The organism is Aeromonas sp. s11, assembly GCF_040907945.1.
In the GTDB taxonomy this organism is placed as follows: Bacteria; Pseudomonadota; Gammaproteobacteria; order Enterobacterales; family Aeromonadaceae; genus Aeromonas; species Aeromonas veronii.
In genome coordinates, this window is sequence record NZ_JBFOCU010000062.1 from 343,201 (window position 1) to 355,468 (window position 12,268).

Annotated in this window: 11 protein-coding genes; 2 read left to right on the forward strand and 9 right to left on the reverse strand. The window is 62.9% G+C overall.

Translation table 11 applies throughout. The features are described 5' to 3' along the window. Window positions 1-38 precede the first annotated feature (38 nt). Window positions 39-1,703 carry a phosphoglucomutase (alpha-D-glucose-1,6-bisphosphate-dependent) gene (pgm, locus tag AB5Y84_RS20180; RefSeq protein ID WP_005334291.1) on the forward strand — a complete coding sequence of 555 codons (1,665 nt, stop codon included), beginning with the start codon at window positions 39-41 and terminating at the stop codon, window positions 1,701-1,703. A gap of 86 nt (window positions 1,704-1,789) precedes the next feature. Here pgm and AB5Y84_RS20185 read toward each other — a convergent pair whose 3' ends face one another. Continuing rightward, complete coding sequence (locus AB5Y84_RS20185; RefSeq protein ID WP_257725644.1) at window positions 1,790-2,671, reverse strand: DMT family transporter; 882 nt, start codon at window positions 2,669-2,671, stop codon at window positions 1,790-1,792. 95 nt (window positions 2,672-2,766) lie between these two features. Between AB5Y84_RS20185 and AB5Y84_RS20190 the strand changes: the two genes are divergently transcribed. Further along, window positions 2,767-3,249, forward strand: coding sequence for a MarR family winged helix-turn-helix transcriptional regulator (locus AB5Y84_RS20190; protein WP_005334289.1), 483 nt, complete (start codon window positions 2,767-2,769; stop codon window positions 3,247-3,249). Between the two features lie 48 nt (window positions 3,250-3,297). Here AB5Y84_RS20190 and mltB read toward each other — a convergent pair whose 3' ends face one another. From mltB to AB5Y84_RS20230, 8 genes are all read right to left on the reverse strand, one after another. Then, window positions 3,298-4,389 (reverse strand): lytic murein transglycosylase B, encoded by a 1,092-nt coding sequence (mltB, locus tag AB5Y84_RS20195; RefSeq protein ID WP_257725645.1) that lies wholly within the window; start codon window positions 4,387-4,389, stop codon window positions 3,298-3,300. 105 nt (window positions 4,390-4,494) lie between these two features. Continuing rightward, complete coding sequence (locus tag AB5Y84_RS20200) at window positions 4,495-5,136, reverse strand: CDP-alcohol phosphatidyltransferase family protein (protein ID WP_257725646.1); 642 nt, start codon at window positions 5,134-5,136, stop codon at window positions 4,495-4,497. A 16-nt stretch (window positions 5,137-5,152) separates the two neighbouring features. Continuing rightward, window positions 5,153-5,803, reverse strand: coding sequence for an ATP-binding cassette domain-containing protein (locus tag AB5Y84_RS20205; protein WP_257725647.1), 651 nt, complete (start codon window positions 5,801-5,803; stop codon window positions 5,153-5,155). 23 nt (window positions 5,804-5,826) lie between these two features. Beyond that, complete coding sequence (locus tag AB5Y84_RS20210; RefSeq protein WP_257725648.1) at window positions 5,827-7,461, reverse strand: ABC transporter permease; 1,635 nt, start codon at window positions 7,459-7,461, stop codon at window positions 5,827-5,829. A 77-nt stretch (window positions 7,462-7,538) separates the two neighbouring features. Then, window positions 7,539-8,738 (reverse strand): ABC transporter substrate-binding protein, encoded by a 1,200-nt coding sequence (locus tag AB5Y84_RS20215; protein ID WP_257725649.1) that lies wholly within the window; start codon window positions 8,736-8,738, stop codon window positions 7,539-7,541. A 17-nt stretch (window positions 8,739-8,755) separates the two neighbouring features. Further along, window positions 8,756-10,909, reverse strand: a complete 2,154-nt coding sequence (locus AB5Y84_RS20220) for an FAD-dependent oxidoreductase (protein ID WP_257725650.1) — start codon at window positions 10,907-10,909, stop codon at window positions 8,756-8,758. Continuing rightward, window positions 10,909-11,490 (reverse strand): carboxymuconolactone decarboxylase family protein, encoded by a 582-nt coding sequence (locus tag AB5Y84_RS20225; RefSeq protein ID WP_257725651.1) that lies wholly within the window; start codon window positions 11,488-11,490, stop codon window positions 10,909-10,911. The genes AB5Y84_RS20220 and AB5Y84_RS20225 overlap by 1 nt, the downstream gene beginning before the upstream one ends. A 25-nt stretch (window positions 11,491-11,515) precedes the next feature. Then, window positions 11,516-12,190 (reverse strand): DUF1499 domain-containing protein, encoded by a 675-nt coding sequence (locus AB5Y84_RS20230; RefSeq protein WP_257725652.1) that lies wholly within the window; start codon window positions 12,188-12,190, stop codon window positions 11,516-11,518. Window positions 12,191-12,268: the final 78 nt, after the last annotated feature.

The following is a 12,268-nucleotide window of genomic DNA, read 5'->3' on the forward strand; positions in this document are numbered from 1 at the left end:
CTTGCCCGGCAAGGCCGCCATTACGCAAGGAAAACGCCATGGCTCAGCATTCCCACGCCGGTCAACCGGCCCGTTTAAGCGATCTGACCAACATTCCCCGTTTGGTCAGCGCCTACTACCTCAACAAGCCGGACATGAGCCGCCCCGAGCAGCGGGTTGCCTTCGGTACCTCCGGCCACCGTGGCAGCGCCCTGCACAGCGCCTTTACCGAATCCCATATTCTGGCGGTGACCCAGGCCCTGGTGGAGTATCGCCAGCAGGCTGGCATCACTGGCCCGCTGTTTGTCGGTATGGATACCCACGCCCTGTCCGAATCCGCCTTTGCCAGCGCCGTCGAAGTGCTGGCGGCCAACGGTGTTGAAACCCGCATTCAGGCTGGCCTCGGCTTTACCCCGACCCCGGTCATCTCTCACGCCATCCTGCGCTACAACTCTGGCAAAGAAGGGGCCAGCAAGCCTGCAGCGCGCGCCGACGGCGTGGTGATCACTCCGTCCCACAACCCGCCGGAAGATGGTGGCTTCAAGTACAACCCGCCCCACGGTGGCCCCGCCGAAGGGGAGATCACCAAGTGGGTGGAGGACCGTGCCAACGCGATCCTGGAAGCGGGTCTGGCCGGCGTGAAGCGCATGCCGTTCGCTGAGGCGCTCAAGAGCCCGTTCGTGGTTGAGCACGACTATGTCACCCCCTATGTGGATGATCTGAAGAACGTGCTGGACATGGACGCCATCAAGAATGCGGGCATCAAGATCGGTGTCGATCCGCTGGGCGGCTCCGGCGTCGCCTACTGGGACGTTATCGCCAAGACCTACGGCCTGAACATCGAGGTGGTGAACTACAAGGTCGACCCGACCTTCTCCTTCATGACTCTGGATAAAGACGGCAAGATCCGGATGGACTGCTCCAGCCCGTTCGCCATGGCGAGCCTGATCGCCCTTAAAGACAAGTTCGACATCGCCCTTGGCAACGACCCTGACTACGATCGTCACGGCATCGTCACCAAGTCCGGTCTGATGAACCCGAACCACTATCTGGCGGTGGCGATCCAGTATCTGTTTACCCATCGCACCGGCTGGTCTGCCGATGCGGCCGTTGGCAAGACGCTGGTCTCCTCGTCCATGATCGACCGGGTTGCCGGCGAGATTGGCCGTACCCTGAAAGAGGTGCCGGTTGGCTTCAAGTGGTTCGTGGATGGCCTCTACAGCGGCGAGTTCGGTTTTGGTGGCGAGGAGAGCGCTGGCGCCTCCTTCCTGCGCAAAGATGGCACCGTCTGGACCACCGACAAGGATGGCTTCATTCTGGCGCTGCTGGCGGCGGAAATTCTGGCGGTCACCGGCAAGGATCCGCAGGCCCACTACGACGCACTGGAAGCCAAATTTGGCCGCTCCAGCTATCGCCGTATCGACGCTCCGGCCAACAGTGCCCAGAAAGCGGTGCTCTCCAAGCTGGATCCGGCGCTGGTGGAAGCCTCCACTCTGGCCGGTGAGCCCATCATCGCCAAGCTGACCAAGGCGCCGGGCAACGATGCCGCCATCGGCGGCCTCAAGGTAGTGACCGAGAACGGCTGGTTCGCGGCGCGCCCCTCCGGTACCGAGTCCATCTACAAGATCTACATGGAGAGCTTCAAGGGCGACGCGCACCTCGACCTCATCCAGCAGGAAGCCCAGCAGATCGTCTCTGCGGCGCTGGCCAAGGCCGGCGTATAAGCCACCTTCCAGTCGCTGACCGCTGACTAAAAAGAGGAGCCGCAATGGCTCCTCTTGTTTATGCATGGGTTGAGGTGGTCTGGTGTTTACACCTCGTTACAGATCCCTGTACTCGCTCGGCGGGCTTGCCAACGTTTGAAGAAGGAGCGTGCTGGCAGTTTCATCAGGAAGAGGGAGAGCAGGATCACCCCGATGCCGATCCACTGGCTGACATCCAGAGTTTCACCCACCATCAATACCCCAAGCGACACAGCCATCATGGGATTGGTGAGGGCCAGCATGCCCATCACCTCCGGGCCGTGGTGCTTTAATCCCCACAACCAGGCCCAGTAGCCCAGTGCGGTGTTGAGCAGGATCAACCAGAGCAATCCCGGCGCACTGGCCGGATCCGGTAACGGCATTGGGCCAGCTAGCCACCAGGCGAGCGGGATCAGCATCAAGCCCCCAAGCAGCAATTGCCAGGCGGTCAGCGCCAGCAGATCGTTTACCGGCCAGTGGCGCATCCAGCGGCTGGATTGGCCGATCAGCACGGTGGCCAGCATGGCGCATGCAACTCCGACAGGATCCAGATTGGCAGAGGGGTTGAGCAACAGTAATACCCCAGCCAACCCCATCAATCCCAGCAGTAGCCATTTCAGGCTCGGTCGTGTGCCATCTTGCAACCAGGCCAGTAGCATCAGCACCAGCGGCAGGGTGGCACCAAGTGTACCTGCTACTGCCCCCGGCAGCCGGAAGGCCGCCAGAAACAGCAAAGCGAAGAAGGCGGCAATGTTGCAAAACGCCAACAGGAACTGCTTGCCCCAGGGCAGAGGCGGCATGCGCGGATGCAACAGTAACAAGAGCAGCCCGGCAGGCAGTGCCCGCCATACGGCAACCCAGTAGGGTGAGTAGTCAGTCAGGTAGAGGCTGACGACAGCATAGGTGCTGCCCCACAGCAGTGGAGCCAGCAAGGCGATCAGCATTGGCATTATTTATCTCTTCATAAAGTATCTTCAAGTGAAGATAAATTAGTGCCGAATTGATTTATCATCAAGTATCTCGATATAAAGATAAGTAGTTGGCGATGGAATCAGATCATGTAGACCTGCTGCTGGCTCAGTGGGCTCGGCAGCGACCGGATCTCGACTGTTCTCCTATGGGGGTGCTGGGTCGGGTAGCCCGGATGGCGGCAATTGCCGGTCGTGAGGTGAGTGAAGAGCTCAAAGAGTGCGGCTTGCTTGGCACGGACTTCGACATTTTGGCGACCCTGCGTCGGTCGGGTGAGCCACTGACGCCGACAGTGCTCTACCAATCGGCCATGTTGAGTTCGGGTGCCATGACGGCCCGGCTCGACAAGCTGGCCGAGCGGGGACTGATAGAGCGGCAAGCGGCGCCCAGCGATCGGCGCAGCCTGCTGGTCTGTCTCACCGAATCGGGCAAAGCGCTTATCGACCGAGCGGTTGAGCTGCACGTGGCCAACGAGCGTCGCCTGCTGGCGCCACTGACCGAGGCGGAGCAGGCTCAGTTAGCGGCACTGCTCAAACGCTGGTTGCTGGAAAACGAATAACAAAAACGGGCCAGCAGGCCCGTTTTTGTTGGCAAATCAGTACCTGACTCAGTAACCGCCTTTGGCCTCTTTAACCGCCAGCCCCAGCTGCCATACCGCCATGGCATAGTGGGTACTGTGGTTGTAACGGGTGATGGTGTAGAAGTTGGGCAGACCGTACCAGTATTGGTAGCCGGTGCCGACATCGAGGCGCAGCAGGCTCGACTCGCTGTGGTTGCCCAGGCTACTGGTTGGCGTCAGCCCCGCACGGCGCAGGGTGGCGACCGGGTAGCGGGTCTGAAAGCCATGCTCATAGCCGGGCAGTTGGCCCTGACCGCGCACCGCAACCGGTTGGCCTTTCTCCCAGCCGTGGGCCTTGAAGTAGTTGGCGACGCTGCCGATGGCATCCACCGGATCCCACAGGTTGGTGTGGCCGTTGCCGTCAAAGTCCACCGCATAGCGCTGGAAGCTGGAGGGCATAAACTGGCCGTAGCCCATGGCGCCTGCATAGGAGCCCTTGGGTTCGGTGGGATCCATCCCCTCGTCGCGGGTCATCACCAGAAAGGCTTCCAGCTCGCTGGTGAAGAACTCGGCACGACGCGGATAATCAAACGCCAGGGTGGCCAGCGCATCCAGAATGCGGGTCTTGCCCATCACTCGGCCCCAGCGGGTCTCGACCCCGATAATGCCGACGATGATCTCAGGCGGCACCCCGTAGACCTGCTCCGCCCGGTTCAGCTCGCTTGCGTATTCACGCCAGAAGTTGACGCCGTTCTGTACGTTGTCGGGGGTGATGAACTTGGCGCGATAGCGGTTCCAGGCACCGGTCGGGCCGGTGGGCTTGGCGGTGGTCGGCGCCTGGGCATCCATCAGGCGGATGATCCAGTCGTAACGCTCTGCCTGTGCCAGCACCTGATGCAGCTGGGCGTTGTCAAAACCGTGCTTCTCGACCATCTTCTGGACGAATCTGTCCACGTTTGGGCGATTGGCGAAGTCCCCCTTGCTAACCCCTTGTGTATAAACGGGTTTGCTCGATGGCGTCTGATTGATAAAGGCGCTCTTGGGCTGGGGGACGACTACGGGCTTTGGCGCTGGGGCGCTGCTGCAGCCACCGAGCAGGGGGAATAACGACAGAGTGAGAAGAGAGGCAAGGCGACGCATAGGGTTCTCAAAGAGACTGATAAAAGTGCCGTCATGGTAAAACATTGTCATCCCCGTGCAAGTGTTCCGTGTGCCTTGTTTGCCGCCAATTCATCGTGCGATGGATTAGCCCTTCTGTGAGGGCTGTGCTGTTTCGCGCTGGGGGTGACGCAGGGTGTGGTAACCGCTCCAGAGCCGGGTCAGGGTGGTGATGGCGCAGAGCATTGCAAAGCCGTAGGCGAACGGGGCGAAGGCGGTGGGCCACAGGCACATCAGCACAAAGAGGGCGATGGTTTCGCTCCCCTCGGTGAGGCCGCCCAGATAGTAGAGGGATTTGTGGTGGTAGACCGGATTGTCGATCCCCCGCTTGCCCGCCATGATGGCAAACGCCAGAAAGCTCGACCCTGTGCCCATAAAGGCAAACAGCAGGGTGGCGGCGGGTAGCGCATTGGCGGGGGCGGCGAGGGCAAAGCCCAGCACCACGGCGGCGTAGAAAATAAAGTCGAGCGTGATGTCGAGAAAGCCGCCGCAATCGGTGATGCCGGTTTCCCGCGCCACGGCGCCATCGAGTCCGTCCAGCAGCCGGTTGAGCAGGATGGCCGCGAGCGCCCACTGATAGTAGCCAAAGGCCAGCAGCGGCAGCGCCAGCATGCCGATGGCAAATCCGGTGAGGCTCACCTGATTGGCACTGATCCCGGCGCGGCAGAGCGGTTTGGCAAGCTGGGTGAGGGGGCTGCGGATCACGGGGATCAGATGGCGATCAAACAAGGTGAACACTCCTCGGTTAACAGTGGCATTCGGTGAGGTTGAGTATGGTGCCCGGCGCGTCTTCCGCATCGTGGGTCACCAGGATGGCGGGGATAGCCAGCGCCTTGATCTGCGCGAACACCAGCTCGCGAAAGGCGGCCCGCAGCGGCTTGTCGAGGCGGGAGAAGGGCTCGTCCAGCAGCAGGGCGTCGGGTTCCGCCAACAGTGCCCGCAGCAGACTGACCCGCGCCCGCTGACCCCCTGATAGCAACTGCGGCAGCTTGTCAGCCTGATCCGCCAGCGCGACCTGTGCCAATGCGGCCAACGCCTTTTCTCGCCGCGCCCGTTTTCCCTTGATGATCGCAGGCATGCCGAACATTAGGTTCTCCGTCACCGTCAGATGGTCGAACAGCAGGTCATCCTGAAACAGCATGCCGATGCGCCGCGCCTGCGCAGGCAAGGTGTTGAGTGGCCGCTCGCCGAGCCTTACCTCCCCCTCCAGCCGGATCGGGCCGCTATCTGTCTGCGCGCCGGGCAGTACCCCGGCCAGCCCCGCCAGCAGGGAGCTTTTACCGCAGCCGCTTGGGCCCATCAGGGTCAATACCTCGCCGGGGGCCACCTGCAGGGGGGGCAGCGAAAGCAGCAGATTTTCATCAAGGTAAAGCCGAAGAGGCGTGGTGCTCAGCATATGGCTATTTCCATCATGAGAGTTCATCGTGAGCCGCCCCCCTTGAGCGCCGGATTGATCCGCGCCGGCAGCCAGAGCGCCAGCAGATAGATAACGAGCGGCAGCAGCAGTTGCAGCAGACCGTAGAGCCCCGCCAGTCGCCGGTTGAGGCCGCTGCCGATGGCCACCGCTTCCGTGGTGATGGTGACCACTCTGCCTGCCCCAAACAGCAGGGTCGGCAGGTATTGGGCCAAACTCACCGCCGCCCCGACGCCGAAGGCAAACAGCAGTGGGCGCGCCAGCAGCGGCGCTTTGACCTGCCACCAGGCTCGCCACGGCGTGGCCCCCAGCAGCAGGGCGCTCTGGGTGATCCGCGGATCGAACTGGCGATAGGGGCCGTGCAGGCACAAATAGACATAGGGAAAGACAAACAGCAGCTGGCTCCAGAGCACCCAGCCCCAGCCAATGCCGCTGCTTATCGAGTCATGCGCAAGCCAGTCCAACCCGAGCCGGATGCCAAACAGCAGGCTTGCCTGCGGCAGCAACAGCGGCAGGCAGATAAGCCAGAGCGGCCAGGGGCGGCGGCTGGCTTGTGCCTCCAGACTGCACACCGCCATCATCAGTGCCAACAAGCCGCTCACCAGCGCCAGCAGTGCGCTGGTTACCAGCAGTGGCAGCAGGGTTGGCAGCAGATCCAGCCAGTAATGACTGCTCCACTGGCTGGGCCAGAGGGCGGGAAAGGGCCAGCGGCGCGCCAGCGACCAGAGCAGCAGCGCCGCCAGCACCGCCAGATTGAGGGTGATCAGGGTGAAGGCAAAGCCCGCTGCGAGCCGGTTGGCAAAGAAGTGGGGCGCCGCCCGTTTGCCATCGAGCCAGCAGCCTTTGCCCATCTCTTTATGAAGCCACTCCAGTAATCTGAGCAGAGCGATGAGCAACGCCGTGATGGCGAGCAAAAGCAGGGCGCCGCTGGCGGTGGCTCCGCGCCAGAGCAGATCCGGGTCCTGATACCAGAGCCACAACCGCACCGCCAGCGGGGCGGGGGCATCGGGCCCGAGCAGCTGGGCGAGATCCACCACCGCCACTCCGTAGGCCGCCACCGCATAGATGGGCAGGCGCAGGGCAGGCCACAGCGCTGGCAGCAGCAGGCGCCACCAGATCTGGGGGGCGCTGAAACCGAGGCTCGCCCCCAGCCACTGCTGGCGTGCCAGCAGGATGGGTTGCTGCGCGGCCATCGCCATCAGCAGCAGAAAGGGGGTCTCCTTGAAAACGAGCAGTGCAATCAGCCCGAGCCCCCAAGGGTCGCGAATGGTCTGCCAATCGGGGGGAAGATCAAGCCCGGTCAGCGCTGGCGAGACGAGCCGCAGCAGCCAGCCGGAGGGGGCGAGCAGAAAGGCAAAACCGATGGCAAAGGCGACGTGGGGCATGGCCAGCATGGGCGAGAGCAGACGACGGAGCAGCCCGAAAGCCCGGCTGTCGCTGTGGGCCAGCAGCAAGGCGGTCATCAGCAGGCTGCCGAGGGTGGAGGCGGCGCCAATCCACAGGCTCAGCGCAGCGGAGTGCCACAGGCCTGGCTGGGCCAGCAGCAAGGCGAGATGAGAGGCGGTCATCCCTTCCGCCAGCAGTTGCCACAGCCCCGCCAGCAATGGGATGACGAAGAGCGCCAGATAAATGACCGCCATCCCCGTACTCATACTGGGGGGGCGTGTCAACCGGCGCCACGGTCGGGAGCGGGAAAGCGGGTGACCAGCGGCACTCATCAGTGACCGTAACGCTCGGCCCAGGCCGCTTCCAGCTTGAGCTGCCAGCTGGGGTGAGGCTCGGCCACCGCTTTGAAGCGCAGTGCCGGTTGCTCTTTGGCGGAGTCAGGCAGGGCATCGGCCCGCAGCACGCTGGGATCACCCCAGAAGGCCGGATTGGCTTTTCGTGCCTGCGCCGTCGGGCTTAACAGAAAGTTGGCCACCACTTTAGCTCCCGCACGGGCGCTGGCATTGAAGGGAATGGCGAGAAAATGGCTGTTGGTGAGCGCCCCTTTCTCCATGGCAATCGCTTCGACGCTGGGGGGCAGGGCGCCAATCTGGGTGGCGCTCTGCGCCTCCTGCGGGTTGAAGCTGATGGCCATCGCCAGCTCGCCATCATCGAGCAGCTGGCGGGTTTCGGCGGCGCTGCTGGGGAACAGTTTGCCCTTGCGCCAGAGTGCCGGATGCAGCTCATCGAGCCAGGCCCAGAGCGGGGCGGTCACGTTGGCAAAGTCGCTCTCGGTCGCCTCCCGATAGAGGGGGGCGGGGTTTGGCGTCAATTCCAGCAGGATCTGCTTGAGAAAACTGGAGCCATGGAACTGGGGCGGCTTGGGATAGGTGAAGCGACCGGGATGGGCCTTGGCCCACGCCAGCAGGGCTGCAGCCGAGGTGGGCGCTCTGGCGACCTCTTCGGTATCGACCATCAGATTGAGCTGGCCGATGCCCCAGGGGGCTTCCAGCCCTTCCACCGGCAGGGTGAAGTCCTCACTCACCGGCAGGGTGCTGTCTACCAGCGCCATGTTGGGTAGCTCGGTGGTAAAGGGAGCGCCGAGCAGCCCCTGCTCCTTGAGCGCCTTGAAGTTCTCGCCGTTGACCCAGAGCAGGTCGATGGGCCCGCCAGCTTGCTTGCCCGCCTGCTTGTTGGCCAGCAACTGGTTGACGCTCTGGGCGATGTCATCCACCTTCACCTGCACCAGCTTGACCTGATAGTCGCGTGCCAGCTCCTGCCCGGCCCACACCAGATAGGCGTTGATCTCCGGGCTGCCGCCCCAGGCGTTGAAGTAGACGGTCTGTCCCTTCGCCTCCTCAAGGGTCCGTTGCCAGTTATCGTCTGGGTTGGCCGCCAACAGCGGGCCGCTGGCCAGCAGTGGCAGGGCGCACAGCAGGGCGTTTAGCCGCTGTTTGAGCTGTGAGTTGAGTTGTGAGAATGGCTTGCGCATAAACGTTTCCCTGATTGTCAGGCGCCACGGCGCCAGTGGTGATAACGGGCCAGCAACGCCAGCACCCGGGTGGGCTGGTGGGCCCGTTTCCATTCACCCGCCACATATTTGTTCCCCTCCATCAGGGTGGGATAGGCGTGAATGGTGCCGAGGATCTTGCCTAGGCCGAGGCGGTGACGCATGGCGAGCACGAACTCGGCAATCCGCTCACCGGCGTGAGTGCCCACTATGGTGGCGCCAAGGATAGTATCCTTGCCCGGGACGGTGAGCACCTCGACAAAGCCGTGGCGCTCGCCATCGGCAATGGCACGATCCAGCTCGGCCAGCTCGAAGCGGGTCGCCTCGAAGGAAATCCCCTGCGCCTCGGCCTCCTTGCGATTGAGGCCGACCCGGGCAATCTCCGGCGTGGTGTAGGTGGCTGCCGGAATGACCCGATAGTCGGCCCGAAAGCGCTTGAACTGGCCAAACAGGGCATTGACCGCCGCATACCAGGCCTGATGGGCGGCGAAGTGGGTGAACTGGTAAGGGCCCGCTACGTCTCCCACCGCCAGTATGCTGGGGAAGTTGGTGGCAAGGAAGCCATCGACCGCTAGGGTGCCGCGGGGGGCAAGCTCGACCCCCAACGCTTCGAGCCCGAAGCCGCTGACGTTGGCGATCCGACCCAGTGCCAGCAGCAGTTGATCCCCTTCCACCACCTGTGTCTCATCGCCACGGCGCAGTTGCAGCCGGATGGGGAGATCCCCATCGGCTGCGGGCAGATAGTCGGCTCGTTCGGCGCGCCAGCCGGTGAGCACCCGCACGCCGTCGTGGGCCAGCTGTTCCGCCAGCAGCTCGGCCACCTCCCGCTCTTCGCGGGGCAGCAGTTGCTCCGAGAGTTCCACCAAGGTCACGGGAATGCCGAGCAGGGCGAAGCTCTGGGCCAGCTCGCAGCCGATAGGGCCACCGCCCAGCACCAGCAGGCGGCGCGGTGGGGTGCGTAGCTGCCAGAGGCTATCCGAGGTGAGGTAAGGCACCTGATCCAGCCCCGGCAGCTTGGGCACCAGCGGCCGAGCGCCGGTGGCGATAACGATATGGCGGCTGGCAAGGCGCTTGCCGTTAACCTCCACCTCCCAAGGGGAGACCAGCCGCGCCTCTCCTTCGATGCACTCCACTCCAAGCCCCTGATAGCGCTCGATGGAGTCGTGGGGCTCGACCTCCTTGATAACCTCAGCCACCCGCGCCATCACCGCCGCAAAATCGGCGCGGGAGTGGCTTGGGCTAAAGCCCAGCTCGTCGGCTTTACGCTGCTCTGCGGCAAAGCGGGCGCTTCGGATCAGCGCCTTGGAGGGGACGCAACCGCTGTTGAGGCAATCGCCCCCCATCTTGTGCTTCTCGATGAGCGCCACCTTGGCCTTCACCGCTGCCGCGATATAGCTGGTAACCAGCCCACCGGCGCCCGCACCGATCACCAGCAGGTTGTAGTCATAGCGAGCGGGTTTGCGATAGGGGGCGAGCAGGCGCCGCTGGGCGAGCTTGGCGGTCAACTTCTTGACCAGCCAGGGCATCAGCCCCAGCAGGGTCAGCGCCACCATCAGGCCGGGGGAGAGGATATTGCCGGTGCTGGTTAACTGGCCAAGCTCGCTGCCCGCCAGTACATAGACGAAGGTGCCGGGCAGCATGCCAAGCTGGCTGACCCAGTAGTAGGTGCTGACTCTGATGGGGGTGAGCCCCATCAGCAGATTGACCAGAAAGAAGGGGAAGATGGGGATGAGGCGCAGGCTCAGCAGATAGAAGGCCCCCTCCTTCGCCATGCCGGACTGAAAGGTGGCCAGCTTGTCACCAAAGCGGGCGGTGACCCAGTCGCGCAGCAGAAAACGGGCGCTGAGAAAGGCCAGGGTTGCGCCTAGGGTGCTGGCGAAGGAGACCAGCAGCAGCCCCCAGGCGACGCCGAACACCGCGCTGCCACCCAGGGTGAGCAGGCTGGCGCCGGGCAGGGAGAGAGCGGTGCTCAGCACATAGATAAGCACGAACAGCAGGCTGGCCGAGACAAAGTGGCTGTCGACCCATTGCGCCACTGCCGCCTGCTGGGCCTGCAAGGCGTCCAGAGTGAGGTAACGACCGAGATCGAGGGCAAAAAAGGCGCCGATAAGGCCCCCCATTACCAGTGCAAGCAGCAGGCGGGTCCGGTTCATCAGGCGTCCTTGCTGTCGGGCTTGGCGGAGCGTTCCGGTTGCACCGGCAGCTGGCAGAAGCCCTGCGGCGCGATATCGAGGGCGGCGTTGAACTTGGCTGACATGTTCTGGAATGCGATAAGGCCGGTCAGCTCCACCATGGCATCGTCATCGAACCAGGGTTTGAGGCGGGCCGTCTGCTCATCGCTCACCCCATCGAGGCCAGTCATCGCTTCTGTGTAGTCGAGCACCGCTTTTTCCCGCTCGTCAAACAAGGGGCTTTCGCGCCAGTTGGCCAGTGCCTCCACCTTCTCGCTGGAGCCGGCTCTCTTTATCAGGGTCATGGCGTTGATGTCGACGCAAAAACGACACCAGTTGAGCTGGGAGACCCGCACCGTCACCAGCGAGCGCAACACGGGGTCGATGGGGGAGTGCTTGCGGTTGATGACCCCGTAGAGGGTGGCGACGGCGGCAAAGAGACGCGGCGAGCGGCCCCAGCACTTGCCCGGAATAAGTACCTGACCATAGTTGCGCTTTTGCAGCCAGAAAAAGGGGCGGATAAACCAGGCATATTCCCGGTCGGGTTTGACCTCAACGCGCATCAGTTACCTTCTTGTTGTTTCACACTTATGGTTTCAAATTGGGTTTGTAGGCTTGGCCCAACCGCTCATTCAGGCGGGTCAGGAAATCCTCGATCCGCGCCCGGTTGGTGCCCAGATCGCTTTGCCCCTGACGGGAGGCCGATCGCATATCGATGCGGGTCTCTTTGGGGCCAGCAAAGACCCGCAGCGCCACATCATCCTGAAAGCCGAACCAGCCGGTGGTAACCACTGCATCCAGGCCATCCGGGCTCGGTCGTACCTGCCAGCCCAGCTCCTGCATCAGCTCCTCAGCCTCAATAACCACCTCTTCGGGGGCGGTATGGGTAAAGAGAGGACCGGGATTTCTTTCAAATGCTTTCAGCGGGGCGCTATTTATTGGCAGATCCTGCGCGGTTCTGAGCTCTGCTGCCCAGCGTAGCTGGGGGGGATTGTAGGGATCTGTGCTCACATCGTTGATCAGCGGCATGCGCAGCGCCTGTGCCACAAATGTCAGGGGCAGCAGTAGCGGCAAGGCGCCAAGGCCGCTGGCGTAGCGGTTGCGGCTCCAGGGCAGGCGTACCAGCAAGATCAGGGAGAGAAGGGCTCCGATGAGACAGATCGCAAAACCGATCCACCAGGGCCAGAGATGAAAGCGGCTGCCGAGGGCGCCAGCGAGCGGGAGTAACCAGGCCAGCAGGGGCCACAAGCAAGAGCGGGGCATAGCACGGGATCCATCGTCGAATGTGGACAATGCAGAGAAGGATAAACTTAATTGCCTGATAACGTTAGTAAATTGATG

Bases quoted from the DNA above. Each gene is read 5' to 3' on its own strand.
- pgm (WP_005334291.1), top strand. From the start codon at position 39: ATGGCTCAGCATTCCCACGCCGGTCAACCGGCCCGTTTAAGCGATCTG.
- AB5Y84_RS20185 (WP_257725644.1), bottom strand. From the start codon at position 2,671: ATGCCAATGCTGATCGCCTTGCTGGCTCCACTGCTGTGGGGCAGCACC.
- AB5Y84_RS20190 (WP_005334289.1), top strand. From the start codon at position 2,767: ATGGAATCAGATCATGTAGACCTGCTGCTGGCTCAGTGGGCTCGGCAG.
- mltB (WP_257725645.1), bottom strand. From the start codon at position 4,389: ATGCGTCGCCTTGCCTCTCTTCTCACTCTGTCGTTATTCCCCCTGCTC.
- AB5Y84_RS20205 (WP_257725647.1), bottom strand. From the start codon at position 5,803: ATGCTGAGCACCACGCCTCTTCGGCTTTACCTTGATGAAAATCTGCTG.
- AB5Y84_RS20210 (WP_257725648.1), bottom strand. From the start codon at position 7,461: ATGGCGGTCATTTATCTGGCGCTCTTCGTCATCCCATTGCTGGCGGGG.
- AB5Y84_RS20215 (WP_257725649.1), bottom strand. From the start codon at position 8,738: ATGCGCAAGCCATTCTCACAACTCAACTCACAGCTCAAACAGCGGCTA.
- AB5Y84_RS20220 (WP_257725650.1), bottom strand. From the start codon at position 10,909: ATGAACCGGACCCGCCTGCTGCTTGCACTGGTAATGGGGGGCCTTATC.
- AB5Y84_RS20225 (WP_257725651.1), bottom strand. From the start codon at position 11,490: ATGCGCGTTGAGGTCAAACCCGACCGGGAATATGCCTGGTTTATCCGC.
- AB5Y84_RS20230 (WP_257725652.1), bottom strand. From the start codon at position 12,190: ATGCCCCGCTCTTGCTTGTGGCCCCTGCTGGCCTGGTTACTCCCGCTC.